The organism is Tautonia sociabilis (assembly GCF_003977685.1).
Classification (GTDB): domain Bacteria; phylum Planctomycetota; class Planctomycetia; order Isosphaerales; family Isosphaeraceae; genus Tautonia; species Tautonia sociabilis.
On sequence record NZ_RYZH01000014.1, the window covers coordinates 74,941 to 92,251 of the forward strand.

The window sequence follows — 17,311 nt, forward strand, 5'->3', positions numbered from 1 at the left end:
CCTCAGCCTCCGGCCCGATGGCCCTTGGGAGGCTCGAGGATCAGTGCCCGTCCCCGATCGGCCAGGCCACCTCGGCCGCCGGAACGATCGGGCCCTCGACGCAGACCCGGCGCAGGTCGACCGAGCCGTCGGCCTGCCGCATCGGCACGACGCAACTGAAGCAGGCCCCGAAGCCGCAGGCCATCTGGTTCTCCAGCGACACGTCGCAGGGGATCCCCTCCCGCTCGGCGATCCTCGCCAGCGCCCCCAGCATCGCCGGAGGCCCGCAGCCGACGAGCTTCGCCGGCCGTCGGCCCTTCCGGAGCCGATCCTCCAGCACCTCGGTCACGAACCCGTGATGCCCGGCCGAGCCGTCGTCGGTCGCCAGTGTCACCGCGATGCCCGCCTCCCGGAAGTCCTCGACCCCGGCCGCCAGCTCGGCGGTGCGCACGCCGTAGAGCAACTCCGCCGAGCCCGCTCGGGCGCCGGACCAGTGCTCGGGAGGATCCCCGTACCCGCGCGATCCCAGCCACCAGCGCCCCAGGGCCAGGAACGGCGTCTGGCCAATTCCCCCCGCGACGAACGTCACCGGCCCCCCATCTTCCGGAGGGGGCCCGAACCCGTTCCCCAGCGGCCCCCAGACCTCCAGGCGATCCCCCGCCATCCGATCGGCCAGGGACGCGGTGCCCCGGCCGATGACGAGGTAAACGAGATCGACCGCCTCCGGCTTGCCTGACGCCCCCAAGATCGTGTCATACAGCGCGAACGGCCGGCCGAAGAACGGGTCGGTCGTCCCGGGGCGGGTGGGGCGGATCATCAGGAACTGGCCCGGCCGGATCGCCCGGGCGATCTCCGGCGCGAGCAGGCGCATCCGATACGTGTCCCGGGCGATCCGAACATTCTCGATCACCTCGACCGACCGCTGTCGGGCACACTCCGGGGCGACGGCCTGCATCGTTCGCGATCTCCGGGAGGCGGGTCAACTCGGCCCCCCGCTTGTCAGGAGGCCAGGCCCCTGCGAGTCGAGTCCGGTCCGACCCGGATCGCGGAGGACCAATCAATGGCCGCTCCGGGATCGAGGCGGCTCGATCCCGAAAGCGATTGGCCGGGGGACGCTCCAGGGCGTCTCCCCGATCGGGCTCGATCCGGCGGGCTCACTCGTCGTCCGACGGCTTCGATCGCCTCGCCTTGGGCAACGGCTTCGGCCGTCTCCGGACGGGGCCTCCCGGGGGCTTGGACCCGCCGGGGCCGGCCGATCGTCGACGGGGAGGGGGGCCGTCGTCGCCGATCACGGGGGCGGCGCCGAGGCCGATGACCCGTCGCGATCGAGGCCCGCCGGCGTTTCCCGACCCGAGGCCGCGACCGCGACCTCGGCCGGGCCCTGCGGGACGCCTGGGGGGGGGACCGCCGGGGCGACGGCCCCGGCTCGGGGGAGGGGAGTCTCCGCCGACCCCGATCGGGGCCACCAGGATCTCATCCGGCCCGTCGTCCCCGTCTCGGGAAGGGCGACGGCCCTGGGGGCCGCTCGGGGGAGGGGCGAAGGAGCCGACCGCTCCTCGGCGGGGGACGCCGCCGGGGCGTCGGCCCTGGCCTCCTCGGCCCTGGTCGCGCTCCCGGCCGGCGCCGGGGACGACGACCGGCCGGCCTCCCCTCCGAGGCGCATCGGCCGAGCCGACGAGGTGGCCGAGCCCCCCTCGGGGCCCCGAAGGGGCGGGGCAGGGGCCGCCAATCGCTCGGGATCGTCTGGGGGAGGGCTCGCGACGCTTCGGCCCCCGGGAGGGCATCGCCTCGCCGTCGGCCACGCGACGCAGCAGCGCCACCTCCCCCGGCTCCAGGTGGCGCCACTGGCCGGCGGAGAGCCCCTTGAGCGTCACCGGCCCGACGGAGATCCGAGTCAGCCGCATGACCTTGTGGCCGAGCTTGGCGAGCATCCGGCGGACTTCTCGGTTCTTCCCCTCGGCCAGGGTCAGCTCGATCATCGTCGCTTCGCCGTGGTGCGACTTCTCATTGACGAAGCGAGCGGCCCGGGCGCGGGCCTTCCCCTCGGCAAGCCAGACCCCCTCGACAAGCTTGTCCAGCACCTCCGGCCCCGGCTTGCCGGCGACCAGCACGCGATAGACCTTCTCCACGCCGAACTTCGGGTGCGCCAGCCGGTTGGCCAGCTCGCCGTCGTTGGTCAGCAGAATCAGCCCGGTGCTGTCCTCGTCCAGCCGGCCGATCGGGTAGACCCGCTGCGGCAGTCCCGGCACCAGGTCGATCACCCGGGGGCGGCCGGCGGGGTCGGCGTTCGAGGTGATGAACCCCTTGGGCTTGTAGACGGCGAGGTAGACGGTCTTCTCCCGTCGGATCCGCTCGCCGTCAACCGCGATGGCGGCCGACCCGGGGTCGACCTTCGTCGCCAGGTCGCGCACGACCTGGCCATCGACGGTGACTCGGCCCTGGAGGATCAGCTCCTCGACCGCCCTCCTCGAACCGAGCCCGGCGGCGGCGAGCACCTTGTTCAGCCGTTCTCCGGCTCGGGAAGGGGAGTCGGCCCGGGGGCCGCTCGACGTGCGGAAGGCCGGGGGCCGGCCGGAGGCCCGGGGGCCTTGATCGGATCGGGGAGGAGCTCCCGACCGGCCGGCGGGCTTCGAGCCGGGGCGGCCGGCGGGCCGTGCGCCCTGCTGAAATCGGGGAGGACCGCCGGGGCCTTGGCCGGCGCGTCGAGGAGGAGGGCCACCGCCTCGCCGGGGTGGTCGTGGGGCCATGAGTCACTTCCTGCGTCGGCGGACGCGAAGGGAGGGGGGGATGGACGCGATGCGCCGCCGAGTTGGGCTGCGGGACGGCGGGTCGTCGATCGTGAGGCGATTTTTCGCTCGCTCTCAGTATACGATCACCGTCCCCCTCGGTTCCAGGGGAGAGGCGGGAATGCGATCACGGCCAAGGCCCCGGAGGCCGACCGCGTGGAGCCGTCCCGTTGCATCCCCGGCGGCTCCTCGCCATAACAAGGAGGGGCCGAGTCCGCCCGCCCGACGGGAACTCGGTGCGGGGCCCGGCCGGGGGAGAGGCCCCGCCGGGGGCTTCCGCCTCCCCTACCGAATCGCAACGGCACCCCGAGGGAGTCGACTTCCATGACGCGATCGATCGGACACGCGCTGCTGGCCGCCGGCCTGGCCCTGGTGATCGCCCGGCCCGCCGCCGCCCAGGAGATGCCCAAGGTCGGCGACCAGGCCCCCGAGTTCACCCTCAAGGGCTCCGACGGCGAGACGTACTCGCTGGCCGACTTCAAGGGCAAGAAAGCCGTCGTCCTCGCCTGGTTCCCCAAGGCCTTCACCGGCGGCTGCACCAAGCAGTGCACCGCCTACGCCACCCAGGGCGAGTTGCTCAAGGACCTGAACGTCGCCTACTTCACCGCCAGCACCGACACCGTGGAGGACAACACCGCCTTCGCCAAGTCCGTCGGCGCCGACTACCCCATCCTCAGCGACCCGGGCGGCGCCGTCGCCAAGGCGTACGGCGTGCTCATGCCCGATCGCCCGCTCGCCCGCCGGGTGACCTTCTACATCGACAAGGACGGCATCATCCGCGCCATCGACACCATGATCAACACCGAGAACGCCGGCGCCGACACCGCCGAGAAGCTCAAGGAACTCGGCATCGCCGAGTGAACCGGCCGGCCTCCCTTCCCTCCCTCCGGGCGGTGCCGATCGGCCCTTCGTTCGGTGCTCCTCCGGACCGGATCCGGGAGCGATCGGCGGTCCTCCCGCCGCTCGCTTCCGATCCGCACGACCTCGTCGCCCCCTCCCCCGGCCTCCCCGCCTTGCGGGCCGGGGCGCGGGCGGTTAAGTTGAATCGTTGTTGGACGAACGGTGATCGATCGTGGGGAGGGTGTCATGGTCGGGAATTCGGGGTGCGGTTCGTTCCGATCGAGCCTCTCCCGATCTCGGCGAGAGTTCCTCCGCGCTGGCGGCCTCGGCCTGCTGGGATTGAACCTGCCGACCCTGCTCGACGCGAGGGCGAGGTCGGCCCCGTTCGTTCCCCCCTCGTCCAGCTTCGGCCGGGCGAAGGCGTGCATTTTGCTGTTCATGTGGGGAGGCCCGGCCCAGCAGGAGACGTGGGATCTGAAGCCCGAGGCGCCGGAACAGGTCCGCGGCGAGTTCCGGCCGATCGAGACGAACGTGCCGGGTCTGATGATCTCCGAGCACTTCCCCCGGCTGGCGACCCGGGCCGACAAGCTCGCCGTGATCCGGTCGGTCCACCACCGAGACGTCAACCACACGACCGCCACCCACGAACTGCTCACCGGCCGCCCCATCCCCCGCCCCGGCGGCGGGCCGTTCCACGAGGACTGGCCCCATTACGGCGCCGTGCTGGAGCACCTCGACCACTTCCAGAGGCGTTCTCCCCTGCCGCCGTATGTCCAGTTCATGCCGGTCAGCACCGACGGCGCCCCCCGGTTCGTCGAGCAGAGCCACGGCCAGGGGGCCGGCTGGCTCGGGCCGGCGTTGAACCCGTTCTCGATCGATCACGACCCGAGCCGGCCGGATTACGACGTCGGCGACTTCCGCCTGCCGGCCGATGTCGGCCCCACCCGCCGAGATGCCCGAGAGGGGCTGCTCCAACTCGTCGAGCGGCAGGCCCGGCACCTGGAGCGGACCCCCCAGGTCGACGCGATGGCCGCCCACTACGAGCGCGCCCACGCCCTGCTCACCGACCGCCGCGCCCTGGAGGCGTTCGACCTCTCGAAGGAAGACCCCCGCCTCCGAGATCGCTACGGCATGCACGCCCACGGCCAGGCGGTGCTCCAGGCCCGCCGGCTCGTCGAGGCCGGCGTGCCGCTGGTCACGGTCTTCTGGCAGAACGACGGCATCACCAACGTCAGCGTCTACTGGGACACCCACAACCGCAACTTCATCGACCTGAAAGACCGCCTCATGCCCCCCGCCGACCAGGCGTTCTCCGCCCTGCTCGACGACCTGGAGGCCCGAGGCCTGCTCGATGAAACCCTCGTCGTCTGGACCGGAGAGTTCGGCCGCACTCCCAAGGTCGGCCAGTCCGTCGTCGGCGGCGCCGGCGCCGGCCGAGATGGCCGAGACCACTGGGCCCACTGCTTCAGCACCGTCCTCGCCGGCGCCGGCATCCGAGGAGGGACCGTCCACGGCGCCTCCGACCGCTGGGCCGCCTACCCCTCCCGAGACCCCGTCTCCCCCGCCGACATCGCCGCGACCATCTACCACTGCCTCGGCGTCGACCCCGAGACGGAACTGGTTGACGCCCTCGGTCGACCCGTGCGGCTCTGCCTGGGCTCTCCGATCGGCGGGGTGCTGGCCTGATCGGATCGGGGGCCGAGCTGGTCTGGGCCAATCGCGGCGGAGAAGCGATCGCACCGCCCTCGATCCGGCCGCCTCGGCCAGTCCAGCCGGTCCGAGGGCCTCGATCCCCTCGGGCCGCGGCGTCCGAGCCGTCGGTCGAAGAGCCCCTGGTTCGAGAACGCGAGTCGACGGAGGCCGGATTCAGGAAGCCGATCGACTGGGAATCGCTCCCTTGGTCTTCTTTTCGAGAGACTCCCTCATGATGCCTACTGTCTTGCTCGGTCTCCTGCTTCTCGCCAGCGCTCCGGACGACCTCGACCAGGGCCTCGTCGCCCATTGGCCCCTGTCGGGAGACTTCCGAGACCATTCCGGCAACGGGCTCCACGCCGTCCCCGAGGGCGAGGTTGATCCGGCGGCCCCCGGGCCGGGCGGCGAGCCGGGCCGGGCGGTCGGCTTCGACGGTCGCGGAAGCCTGCGGGTGCCCCCGCTCCCGGCGCTTGATCCGGGAGTGTCCGATCTGACCATCTCGGCCTGGGTTTACACCGAGGAGCAGGTCGATTCCCCCCTGGGCGACCTGCTCAGTCAGTACGACCCGCAAACCCGCCGAGGCCTGATCCTCGGCATCAAGACCAACGCCGGTGTCACCTTCAGCCAGGCCAATGACCGGCACCTCCAGTTCGGCATCGACGACGACCGCCAGTCCGAGTGGACCTCCGCCGGCATCCCGGGCGAGGGAACCCTCTTCGCCTGCGCCCTGGCCGTTCACGACGGCCAACTGTTCGCCGGGACCTGCGAGCCGGCCGAGGGAGACTCGGGCCACGTCTATCGCTTCGTCGGCGGCACCGAGAACCAATGGGTTGACTGCGGCGCCCCGGACGGCAGCAACGCGGTGACGGCCCTGGCGGTCTACAACGGGCGGCTCTACGCCGGCACCGGGCGCTACCGGGTCGCCGGTTCCAGCCTGCCCGAGTCTCCCAATTCCACCCCCGGCGGCCGAGTCTTCCGCTACGAGGGAGGCACCTCCTGGACCGACTGCGGACGCCTGGGAGCGTCGATCGCCGTCAGCGGACTGGCCGTCTTCCAGGGCTCACTGTACGCCGGCTCGCTCTACGAGCCGGCCGGGTTCTTCCGCTACGAGGGAGGATCGACCTGGACGGCGCTGGAACCCCCCGACGGCCACCGCGTCCAGGCGATCGCCCCGTTCGACGGGCTGCTCCACGCCGGCAGCTACGACCTCGGCCACGTCTACCAGTATGACGGCCAGCGCTGGTCCGATCTCGGCGCGGTGGGCGACCCTCAAATCAACACGCAAACGTATTCGTTCGCCGTTTATCAAGGGCGGCTTCACGTCGCCACCTGGCGGAGCGGCCGCGTCTACCGGCTTGGCCAGTCAGGGCGGTGGGAGGACCTCGGCCGGCTCGGTGAGGAGCTGGAGGTCATGGGGATGCTCGTCCACAACGGCCGGCTGATGGCCGGCACGTTGCCGCTGGCGCAAATCTACCGCTTTGAGGGGGAGGCGGGCTGGCGGCTGCTGACGCAACTGGACCACACCCCTGACGTGGTTTATCGACGCGCCTGGACGATGGCCGAACATGGCGGCCGGCTGTTCGTCTCCACGCTTCCCTCGGCAGAGGTGTTCTCGTTCCGGGCGGGGGCGTCGGTCCAGTGGGGCCGCCGCTTCCCCAGCGGTTGGCATCACGTCGCGGCGATCCGATCGGGGGACACCCTCCACCTGGTCGTCGATGGAACCCCGGTCGCCTCCGAGACGGTGGCCGGCTCCGGAGCGTTTTCTCTGACCACCGGCGGCCCGCTTCGGATCGGTTCAGGCCCGAACGCTCCGTTCCGCGGCCGGCTCGCCGACCTCCGCCTCCACCATCGCGCCCTGACCCGGGACGAAGTCCTCCGGCTGGCCTCGCCCTGAGGGTCCGGCGAGGTGTTTGACCATCGTCACGGCATTGCCGCACTCATTGTAGCGCACCTCGTCCATAAACGCCCGGATCAGCATGAGACCGCGGCCTCCGACCCGGAGCAGGTCCTCCGGGTCGGGGGGACGGTTCAGCCGGCTCACGTCGAAGCCCGGTCCCTCGTCCCGAATCGAGTACCAGGCCCGGGTGCGATCGACCTTCGCCTCCACCTCGATCCGACGCGACGCAAACGGCCAGCACCCCGCCCGTTCCCGAGCCAGCTCGTGGAACCGCTCCTCGTTGCCCTCCTGCCTCAGATCGGAACTGACTTCCAAGTTCCCGTGATACAACGCGTTGCTGAGCGCCTCCTGCAAGGCGATTCCCACCTGAAGCCTCCCCGTGCCATCGCATCCTCCTGCCGCATCCAGGTCCCTCGTCAAGTGATCGACCAGCGGCGGCAGCAGGGTTGGATCGTTGGGAATCAGGAAGTGCTTCTCCCAGCGCTCCAGGTGGGTCAGCAGCAAGTCGAGCGTCCGAGAAGCTCGGGCCAGCTTCAGGACCGTTCGGAGCGCCTCTCCCAGTTCCGAGTTCAGCAGACGCTTGGGCACATAGGAGGCGGCCCCGACCCGAAGCGCCCGGGCGGCCAGCTCCTCGGAACCGTGCGCCGTCAAGACGATGACGGGAAGCCCCGGATAGCGTTCTCGAAGAATCTCGATCAGCTCCAGACCATCCATGTCTGGCATGCTCATGTCGGTCAGAACGGCCGAGGGCCGGTGCCGAGCAATCTCCTCCAGCGCCTCCCGGCCTCCGCCGCAGCCGATCACCGGCAGTCCGCTCAGCCGTTCGGCGTGATGGCAGATCACGCGACGATCCACCACCTGATCGTCGACCACCAACAAGGGGCTCGGGTTCTTCTGCCGAGGGGGAACCGCCAGGCGGGCCTCGCTCATGGTCAACACTCCTGCGATTGGGGCGAGACGGTGGGAGTTCCGGTTCCCAAGCGTTCCAAGAACGGACGCAGACGATGCCATTGGGAGCAGACCTCGGCGAAGGCCTGGTCCACCTGGTCGGCGGCCGCCGTTTCCAGACGCTGGCACGCCTCGGAGAGCTCCTGGGCTCCGACCGTGGCGCTGCTGCCTTTGAGCCCGTGCGCCTCGGCCGAGGCCCGTTGGAGGTCGCCCGAGGCCAGCAGCTCTCCGATCCGCCTCACCGACTGGGAGGCCGAGGCGAGATAGTCGAGCAGGATCTCCCGGGCGAGCCCCTCGTCTCCGCCCAACGCGATTGCCAACTCCTGGAGCAATCCGACCGCCGGATCGCCCTCGTTTCCCGTCCGAGTCGGTCGCACGATTGGGTTCCCCAGGGGGTCATCTCGGTGGCCGCTCTCGCATCCGGCGGGAGTCGTGGGCTCGCTCGCTTCTTCTTCCCGACGGGGCCGTGCCCGTTCCGAACAGGAGCGACGGCCCGAGTCGGGCGCCTGCTCAGCGTTCCGAATTCGGGGAGGCGATGTCGAGGATCACGGTTCCCACCCGCCCGCGCTGCCGCGCGACCCGACCTGCCGGGCCGGACGATCGGGTCCGTTGCGAGTACCCTAGGCCACGTCCCGAGTCCCGTCACCAGGAGCCCGTCACTTCGGCCGCTGGCCGAGATCGGTGGGATCGGCCTGCGACCGGCCTCCAGCCCGCCGCCGACGGCCGGCCCCTGGCCTACTCGCCTCCCCCGAGTCCCGAACGTCCCTCGGTTCTCGGCCCATCTCGAGCGACCCTCCCGATCACTCCCTCAAACCCCCGCCGACCCCATCGTCTCGGCGGGCCGGAGCGCGGCCCGGGCGCTCAGCTCCCTTCGGGTGTTCCGCCGCGAGCGTCCCCCAGGGCGGACTGACCGCCGGTCGCGTTCCTCCCGATCATACGGGAAGACCGATGGCCGACGTCCGACCGGCGCCCCTGCTCCCGCTCCGTTGGCAACGGGCGGCGTCGGTCAGTCCGAACAGCCGTCGCGGCTCGTTGGCAATCGGGACAGGAGGAAAACGCTCGTCCCTCCAACTCGGGATGCCGTCCGGCTCCGGGCAACCGTCCGGAGTCTCCGATCCGAACGGAGCGAAGCCAACGATCAGGTGTTCCGGCTGTCGTTTTTTCGGTGCAAATCGTTGATCCAAAAGAAAATGCGTTCGAGTGCCCGAGGGGTTCCCTGGAGCGTTCCGGAGCGTTCCGGAGCGTGCCGATCGCGATTCCGGACGGTTGCTCCGCGCTTCCGATCGTTCCGGCCCGAGCGGCGAAACCGAGGGCCTCCCGGCGCCGATCGACGCCGGATCCGCCGCCGGAGCGAAGCCGATCGGATGACGTAACGGGTTCGATCTAAGAGGCTTGCGGCGTGTGGTGACCGCCTTGCCTGGCGTGTTCGACGGGCAAGGGAAGGGGCCAGTCGTCGGCTCGGGAGGCCCGGCTCCCGTTCCGAGGGAAACGGAGGCCGGACCGAGAAGAGGGGGATTGTGTCCGAGCGATCACTCGGCCGTTGTGGCCGGGTGCTCGGGGGAGAGCCGGACGGCCGAGCCGGCTCCCGCGGTGAAGGCGACCGGGACGGTCCAGCAGTACTGCTTCACCGTGCAGAAGCCGCCCTTCTCAGCGCAGGCGAAGATGGAGGCGGAGACCTTCAGCGTCAGCTCCTCGCCGGCGGCGAAGGGGCGGGAGAGGGGGACGGGGATGGTGAGGGAGTTCCCCTCGGGAGAGGCCGTCTCGCCGGTGGGGGAGACGGCGGGGCCGAGGGCGTCGGGAGCGTCGGGGGCCTCGACGAGGAAGAGCACGGGGGCATCGGGCTGGAGCTTGAAACCGGGGATCGCCAGGGAGAGCTCAACGGTGATCGAGTCGCCGGGGACGACCTCGGCCTTGGGGGCGTCGATCGCTGTGGCGAGGCTGAAGGTCGGCTTCTTCCTCGGCGGTTCGGGAGGGGAGATGCCGGTCAGCGAGACGGTGCGCACCTGCTTTGATTCCAGGTCGCAGGCTCGGATGAGGTGGTTGTTCGAGTCGGCGATGTAGAGCGTCTTGCCCGCCAGGGAGACGCCTCCCGGCTGGTAGAAGCTGGGGGCGGTGTCGGACGATCCGGCCTCGCCGGTGCCGACCAGGGTGCGGACCATCCGGGCCTTGGGGTCGCAGACCTTGACCTTGTTGTTGTAGGTGTCGGCGATGTAGAGCAGGCCGTCGCCGAAGGCCAGGCCGAGGCAGTGCTGGAGGCGCACCTCATCGCCGGTGCCGTCGATGTCGCCGAACTCGAAGAGGCCCATGCCGACGACGGTGTCGACCTGAGGCGTCTGCTTACCCGAGAGGGAGACGCGGCGGATGCCCGAGACTTCCGAGTCGGCCACGTAGACGAAGGTGCCGTCGGTGGCCAGGCCGCTCGGCTGGGCGAAGGCGGCGTTCTCGTAGGTGCCGTCGATGATGTCCTCTCGGCCCGAGCCGGCCCAGGGGCCGATGATGCCGGAGTTCAGGTCGAACCGCCAGAGCTGGTGCGGTCCGGCCATCGCCACGATCAACTGAGCGAGGCCGGGCACCTGGATCAGGTCCCAGGGGCTGTTCAGCCCCTCGGCGGTTCCCCGGAAGGTGCCGTTGCGGCGGTAAGACTGGGTGCCGTTGCCGGCGATCGTCGCGACGGTCCTCGAGGAGAGGTCGACCTTCCGGATCGCGTGGTTCTCCGTGTCGGCCACGTACAGGGCGTCGCCGATCAGGCAGGTGCCCTGGGGGCGATTGAACTGGGCCTCGGTGAACGAGCCGTCGGTCAGGCCGCGCTGGCCGGTGCCGATGATGAACTGGCCCTCGCCGTTGAGGTTGGTGACGACGATGCGGTGGTGCCCGGTGTCGGAGATGAACAGGCGGTCGCCGGCCGGGTCGGCGAGGACCTTGCCGGGGAAGAGCAGGGGGCCGTCGCTGGGGCGGTCGCTCTCGGCGTAGACGACAAAGGGAGTCTCGTCCAGCTCTCCCTTCTCGCGGTGCTCGGCCACGAGCGTGCCGATGAACTCGTCGAGCCGCTCGAAGTGCCCCTCGCCGGCCACGGAGCCCCGGAAGTTCCCCCGGGCGTCGATGATGGCCAGGGTCGGCCAGGAGCGGACGCCGAAGCGTCGCCAGATGGTCATCTCGGCGTCGTTGATCACCGGGTGCTTGATGCCGTACTCGCGGACCTTCTTCCGGATGTTCTCCGTGTCGCGCTCGGCCTCGAACTTGGGGGAGTGCACGCCGATGACGACCAGCTCGTTGGCGTACTTCCGCTCCAGCTTCTCCAGGTCGGGGATGACGTGGTGGCAGTTGATGCAGCAGTAGGTCCAGAAGTCGAGCAGGACGATTTTGCCGATGAGGTCCTGCGACCGGATCGGCTGCGCCGAGTTCAGCCAGGCGACGGCGCCCTCGAACAGATCCTGCTTGGCTCCAATGCCCTGCTGGGGCTGGAAGGAGGCGGGACGGATCGGGGTGGTCATCGGGGAGGTTCCGGGGGCGGGGTCTGGCCCGTCCTGGGGCCGGGTCAGCCAGGCCATGCCGGCGGCGACGGCCAGCAGGGCGACGGCCGCCGCGACGGCCCGGGGGGCGTTCGGTGTGGTCATCGTCGGTGGCCTCTCCGGTCGGGGGTGGTCGGTGGGGTGGATGGAGGAGGGAGCCGGGCCGGGCGATCCGGCCGACCTGGGGAATGATTGTAGCCGCGCCGTCGCCTGCCGGCATCGCCCTGGAGCCGATCGGCCGCTTCTGCTGGTCCGGCGGCCGACGGGCCGGGTATACTCCATTTCTTCCCGATTCCCGGGGCGACGCCGGACGCTCCGGGCCCCCGCTCCGCGATCGTCGACGCCGCGAGGCCCCTCATGGACCGCTCGCTCATCTGCACTTCCGCCAAGGAGCGCGACCCCTTCGGCGAGATGAAGATCTTCGCCGGCTCGGCCAGCCAGGGGTTGGCCCGCTCCATTTGCCGGCACTTGGGCGTGTCGCTGGCGAAGTCGGAGACGAAGGTCTTCAGCGAGGGGAACATCTTCGTCCGAGTCCTGGAGAACGTCCGGGGCCGGGACGTCTACATCGTCCAGGGGACCGAGCAGCCGGTCAACGACAACCTGATGGAGCTGCTCTTCTGGATCGACGCCTTCAAGCGGGCCAGCGCCACGCAGGTCACCGCCGTCATTCCCTTCTTCTCCTACGCCAAGGGGGACAAGAAGGACGAGCCCCGCGTCTCGATCCGGGCCCGGGTCATCGCCGACGCCCTGGAGGCCGTCGGCGCCGACCGTGTGCTGACGATGGACCTGCACAGCCCGCAAATCCAGGGCTTCTTCAAGATCCCCGTCGACCACCTCTACGCCGGCCCAGTGCTGACGGCCTACTTCCGCAAGCTCAGGCTGCCCGACCTCGTCGTCGCCGCCCCCGACGTCGGCTTCGCCAAGCCCGCCCAGCGCTACGCCGACCTGATGGGCTGCAACCTCGTCATCGGCAACAAGACCCGGCCCGACCACGAGGAACGGGCCGAGATCCTCGACATCATCGGCGAGGTCGAGGGAAAGAACGTCCTGATCGTCGACGACTTCACCATCTCCGGCGGCACGCTCATCGAGATGGCCCACGCCTGCAAGGCCCGGGGTGCCAAGGACGTGTACGCGTGCGTCTCTCACGGCGTCTTCTCCAAGGGCTCGGCGGAGAAGATCCGCAACAGCCCGATCAAGACGCTGGTGCTCACCGATACAATCGGCAACTGGCCCGAGCCGCTGGCCCCCAACTGCCGGCGGGTCAGCGTCAGCCGCCTGTTCGCCGAGGCGATCCTCTCCATCCACCAGCGCGAGAGCGTCAGCCGGCTGTTCGACACCGAGGTCGAGCCCGAGCTGGTCGAGGAGTGCGCCGACGACGAGCCGACTCCGGCCCGCTCGCCGCGTTGATTGACTCGGCCCGGGGCCCTGCCTAGCATGACCGTGGGACCCTCCCGCCCGGACCTCTCCCCCGGGCGGCACGCCCTTCCCACCGCCGCGCCGGCCCCGAGGACGACCCACCGATGGCAGCCGACCGACCCCGGACCCTGGGCGAGCTGAAGCAGAGCGGCCACCGACTCGAGTCGGTCAAGGACGAGATGCGCCGCACCCTGATCGCCATGATCCGGCGCAACGAGCCGCTTTTCCCCGAGATTCTCGGCTACGAGGAGACGGTCGTCCCCCAGATCCAGAACGCCATCCTCTCCAAGCACGACATGCTCTTCCTCGGCACCCGGGGCCAGGCCAAGACCCGGATGCTCCGGCAGCTCGTCCGACTGCTCGACGACGCCATCCCCATCGTCGACGGCTCCGAGGTCAACGACCATCCCTATCATCCCGTCAGCCGGGAGGCCCGCGACAAGATCGAGGCGATGGGGGACGACACGCCGATTGCCTGGGTCGGGCGCGACCAGCGCTTTCAGGAGAAGCTCGCCACCCCCGACGTGACCATCGCCGACCTCATCGGCGAGATCGACATGATCAAGCACGCCGAGGGCCGCTACCTCTCCAGCGAGCTGACCATGCACTTCGGCCTGATCCCCCGGACCAACCGCGGGATCTTCTGCATGAACGAGCTGCCGGATCTCTCCCCCAAGATCCAGGTGGGCCTGTTCAACGTTCTGGAGGAGCGCGACGTCCAGATCCGGGGCTACCCCGTCCGCCTCGAGCTGGACCTGTGCATGGTCTTCTCCGCCAACCCCGAGGACTACACCAACCGAGGCCGGATCGTCACCCCGCTGAAGGACCGCATCGGCTCGGTCATCCGCACGCACTACCCGCTGACCCGGGAAATCGGCATCGCGATCAACGACCAGAACGCCTGGGTCGATCGCGCCGGAGCGCAGGTCGCCGTGCCCCAGTTCGTCAAGGAGGTGGTCGAGGAGGCCGCCCGGCTGGCCCGCTCCTCCTCCCACGTCAACCAGGCCTCGGGCGTCTCGGTCCGCATGTCGATCGCCAACCTGGAGAACGTCGTCTCCAACGCCGAGCGCCGGGCGCTGCTCAACGGAGAGGCTTGGGTCGTCCCCCGGGTGGGGGACCTCGCTCACGTCGTCCCCAGCACCCGAGGGAAGATCGAGCTGACGATGGCCGAGGACGACGGCTCGGAGGACGTGCTCATCCACCGGATCGTCGGCGAGGCGATCAAGAACGTCTTCTCCGAGCGCTTCAACCCCAAGGAATTCCGCCAGGCGGTCGAGTACTTCGACAACGGCGGCGGGGTTGAGCTGGCCGACACCCTCTCCACCCGGGAGCTGCTCCAGCGGATCGAGAAGATTCCCGGCCTGCTGAAGAAGGCCGAGGATCTCTCCCGGGACTCCCTCCCCTCCCTCTCCGACCCCGACCTGCACCACGCCGCCTTGGCCTCGGCCGCCGAGTTCATCCTCGAAGGGTTGCACGTGCACAATCGCCTGAACAAGAACGTGAAGGCGGGCGTGGCGTCGTACGAGCGCTGAGCCGTCTCCCCGCTCCGATCCGCTCCTCCCCTTCCCGTTCGGCCGGCCGCTCACCTGTCGAGAGACCCATGCCGCAGTACGAATACTCCAAGTGGGACGGGTCGCAGCGGTTCACGCCTCAGTCGGCCGAGAAGGCGTTCGACGAGCTGAGCGAGTACCTCTTGCACCACGGCGATCAGGTACTCCGCCAGCTCGACCGCTTCGACGACGACGACACCCCCGAGATCGTCGAGCTGCTCCAGCGGCACGGGCTCATCGAGCGGGACGGGGAGGGGAAGTTCGCCGTCTCGCCCAAGGGCGTCCGCCGCATCCAGCGGAATGCGCTGACCGAGCTGTTCCAGACCTTCAACCGAGATACGATCGGCAAGCACGAGTCTCCCCACAAGGGATCGGGAGCCGTCCGCCACGACGACTCCCGGCCCTATGTTTACGGCGACTCGCTTGCCGATCTGAACCTGCTGGAGACGATGAAGAACGCCTTCGTCCGCCGGGGAGGCGGCGTTCCCATCGGCATCGAGCGCGATGACTGGGTCGTCTACGAAACCGAGCACCAGACCCGAGCCGCCACCGTCGTGCTCATCGACATGAGCGGCTCGATGGGCCGCTTCGGCAAGTACGGCATGACCAAGAAGGTGGCCCTGGCGCTCCAGGCGATGGTCCGGGCGCAGTACCCGACCGACTCGCTGGAGATGGTCGGCTTCTACACGCTGGCCAACCGGATGACCGAGCGCCAGTTGCTCAACTCGGCCCCCAAGCCGGTCGGACTGTTCGACCCAAGGGTGAACCTCCGGATCAGCCTCGATCGGCCCCTGCCCAGGCAGGTCCAGCACTTCACCAACATCGACGCTGGCCTGAAGCTCGCCCGCAGCATGCTCACCAAGCAGGGGGCCGAGAACAAGCAGATCATCGTCATCACCGACGGCGAGCCGACGGCTCACATCGAGGGGAGAGAGGCCGTTCTCATCTACCCCCCGGCCGAAAAGACCGCGATGGCCACGTTGGCCGAGGCGAGGCGATGCGCCTCGGCCGGGATCCGCGTCTCGTCCTTCGCCCTGATCGAGGACTACTTCTATCTGGGACTGGTCAACTTCGTCGAGGAGATGGCCCGAGTCACTCAGGGCGTCGCCGCCTACTGCTCGGCCGACGACCTGGGCAAGTATGTCTTCGACAGCTTCGTCGGCGGCCGTCGGCGGCGGAAGGCGAGCCGATAGGCCCCCCGCCGCTCCCGGATCGACACGATGTTCCCCCCCTGTCGGCGACGGCCGCGGGTGGACCCGGGGACGCATCCCTCCTGTCCCCGGTCCGTTCCCTCAGGAGAACGGGTTCGGCCTCGGGTTGGCCACCGGGGCCCGGAGATCGCCCGAATCGGCCGGAGCCTCGTAGTCGATCGAGGCGAGGTCGGGCGTCTCGATCCGGACGCCTCCCCGGATCCGGCTCTCCAGTGCCGCATCGAGGACGCCGCCGGTCAATTGCGTTCGCTCCACCGGGTAGGGGGGCTTCCCGGATCGGAAGAAGTCCTCGATCCGAAGCACCAGCGGGGTGAAGAAGTCCGCCCCCGGCGGTGCCGGCAGGTAGACAAGCGTGGAGACGTCGACCGGCAGGCCGTCGTCGCCGACAACCCGGGCGGCGATGCTCGTATCGTCGATGTGGCCGTTGAGGATCAGGACGGTCCCCTTGAAGCCGTCGGCGTACTCGACCAGGAACGCGACCGGCTGGAGGAACGTCGGCCGCCCGGGCGGGTGGACGAAGTCTTTGGTGTTCTGGCGGACGTCGCCGGGGTTCTGGGTGTGGCTTCGGCTGAGCGCTTCGTCGAGCAGCTCCCAAGACCATTGGCCGGCGTCACCCGCCTCCCAGACGGCATCCCCTTCGAGGTAGGTCACGGCGACCACCCCCTGCGGCTGGCCCCGACGGTCCCGACGCTCGACCATGCACTGAAGCGTCTCCAGCGCGTGGAAGCCGAAGATCTCGATCTCTCCCCGAGAGGCGACCAGCGCGTCCTGCCAGGTCTTTCCCAGCGGCACCTCCAGGTGCGGCAGCCGCCAGGTGACCGGCAGGCTGGAGCCGGCCATCAGCGGCACGCCCAGCTCCTTGGCCGAGGAGACCATCTCGGCCGCCTCGGCGCGGTCGTAGGAGAGGTGCTTGTCGATGAACACCGGCACCCCCCTTCCCGATCGCCGGACCACGTCGAGGACCGCCCGGAAGTACCTCCCTCGGGGGTACAGTTTCTGGAGCTTGTCGTTGAGCGGGTAGTCCCCGTGCTCGGCGATCAGCAGCACGGCGTCCACCGCCAGCTCCCCGGTCCCGAGCGTCAGCGCCTCCTCGATCGAGGCGCAGAGCCGGACGCCGTACTGTTCCGCCTTGGCCCGGCCCAGGTCGCCGATGGCCGACGGCGCGACGCCGTCGGGGAATTGCTCGATGTAGAGGCTGACGATGTCGACCTCGGGCCGGTAAAACCCCCGATCGTCGTGCAGGATGAAGCCGTCCAGGAACCGGCCGACGATGTGGTAGGCGTGCGACAGGTAGTAATACGTCGACGCCAGGGCGGCCACCTTCGGCCGCCCTGGTCTTGGCCCCGGCTCCGGGGCGGGGCCTCCCAGCGCGTGCGGGATGGCCGCCGGGCTCGGCCGGTCGGCGACGGCGGCGCCGGGGAGGATCATCGAGAGGCCCGCGGCGTTGAAGAAGCCGCGCCGGGTCAGGTCGTCGTGCATG

General features: G+C 69.8%; 12 protein-coding genes. 6 read left to right on the forward strand and 6 right to left on the reverse strand.

Annotated elements, in window-relative coordinates:
* Window positions 1-40: 40 nt before the first annotated feature.
* Together TsocGM_RS09095 and TsocGM_RS09100 are read right to left on the reverse strand one after the other, a co-directional pair.
* Window positions 41-934: a dihydroorotate dehydrogenase electron transfer subunit gene (locus TsocGM_RS09095; RefSeq protein WP_126724996.1), complete on the reverse strand. Its 894-nt coding sequence runs from the start codon at window positions 932-934 to the stop codon at window positions 41-43.
* A gap of 199 nt (window positions 935-1,133) precedes the next feature.
* Window positions 1,134-2,726, reverse strand: a complete 1,593-nt coding sequence (locus tag TsocGM_RS09100; protein WP_126724997.1) for a pseudouridine synthase — start codon at window positions 2,724-2,726, stop codon at window positions 1,134-1,136.
* 363 nt (window positions 2,727-3,089) lie between these two features.
* Here TsocGM_RS09100 and TsocGM_RS09105 point away from each other — a divergent pair, with 363 nt between their 5' ends.
* The 3 genes from TsocGM_RS09105 to TsocGM_RS09115 all read left to right on the forward strand — a co-directional run bounded on the left by TsocGM_RS09105 (window position 3,090) and on the right by TsocGM_RS09115 (window position 7,191).
* The gene (locus tag TsocGM_RS09105) at window positions 3,090-3,626 is read left to right on the forward strand and encodes a redoxin domain-containing protein (RefSeq protein ID WP_126724998.1); all 537 of its coding nucleotides are present in this window, start codon (window positions 3,090-3,092) and stop codon (window positions 3,624-3,626) included.
* 225 nt (window positions 3,627-3,851) lie between these two features.
* On the forward strand, window positions 3,852-5,291 hold the full coding sequence (locus TsocGM_RS09110) for a DUF1501 domain-containing protein (RefSeq protein WP_126724999.1): 1,440 nt from the start codon (window positions 3,852-3,854) through the stop codon (window positions 5,289-5,291).
* A 238-nt stretch (window positions 5,292-5,529) separates the two neighbouring features.
* Window positions 5,530-7,191, forward strand: a complete 1,662-nt coding sequence (locus tag TsocGM_RS09115) for a LamG domain-containing protein (RefSeq protein WP_126725000.1) — start codon at window positions 5,530-5,532, stop codon at window positions 7,189-7,191.
* On the opposite strand, the gene TsocGM_RS09120 is transcribed toward TsocGM_RS09115, so the two are convergent.
* The 3 genes from TsocGM_RS09120 to TsocGM_RS09130 form a co-directional block, all read right to left on the reverse strand.
* Window positions 7,093-8,124, reverse strand: coding sequence for a response regulator (locus TsocGM_RS09120; protein ID WP_126725001.1), 1,032 nt, complete (start codon window positions 8,122-8,124; stop codon window positions 7,093-7,095). The two genes, TsocGM_RS09115 and TsocGM_RS09120, sit on opposite strands and share 99 nt — an antisense overlap.
* 2 nt (window positions 8,125-8,126) lie before the next feature.
* Window positions 8,127-8,462, reverse strand: coding sequence for an Hpt domain-containing protein (locus TsocGM_RS25940; RefSeq protein ID WP_158633450.1), 336 nt, complete (start codon window positions 8,460-8,462; stop codon window positions 8,127-8,129).
* Between the two features lie 1,209 nt (window positions 8,463-9,671).
* Window positions 9,672-11,756: a thioredoxin-like domain-containing protein gene (locus TsocGM_RS09130; protein ID WP_126725003.1), complete on the reverse strand. Its 2,085-nt coding sequence runs from the start codon at window positions 11,754-11,756 to the stop codon at window positions 9,672-9,674.
* Window positions 11,757-12,008: 252 nt separating this feature from the next.
* Between TsocGM_RS09130 and TsocGM_RS09135 the strand changes: the two genes are divergently transcribed.
* From TsocGM_RS09135 to TsocGM_RS09145, 3 genes are all read left to right on the forward strand, one after another.
* Entirely contained in the window at window positions 12,009-13,061 is a 1,053-nt protein-coding gene (locus tag TsocGM_RS09135; protein WP_126725004.1) for a ribose-phosphate diphosphokinase, read from the forward strand.
* A 113-nt stretch (window positions 13,062-13,174) separates the two neighbouring features.
* Window positions 13,175-14,602, forward strand: a complete 1,428-nt coding sequence (locus tag TsocGM_RS09140; RefSeq protein ID WP_126725005.1) for a sigma 54-interacting transcriptional regulator — start codon at window positions 13,175-13,177, stop codon at window positions 14,600-14,602.
* A 68-nt stretch (window positions 14,603-14,670) separates the two neighbouring features.
* The gene (locus tag TsocGM_RS09145; protein WP_126725006.1) at window positions 14,671-15,813 is read left to right on the forward strand and encodes a VWA domain-containing protein; all 1,143 of its coding nucleotides are present in this window, start codon (window positions 14,671-14,673) and stop codon (window positions 15,811-15,813) included.
* A gap of 99 nt (window positions 15,814-15,912) precedes the next feature.
* Here TsocGM_RS09145 and TsocGM_RS09150 read toward each other — a convergent pair whose 3' ends face one another.
* A complete protein-coding gene (locus TsocGM_RS09150) occupies window positions 15,913-17,310 on the reverse strand; it encodes a hypothetical protein (protein ID WP_199756731.1) in 1,398 nt (465 codons plus the stop codon).
* Between the last annotated feature and the right edge of the window lies 1 nt (window position 17,311).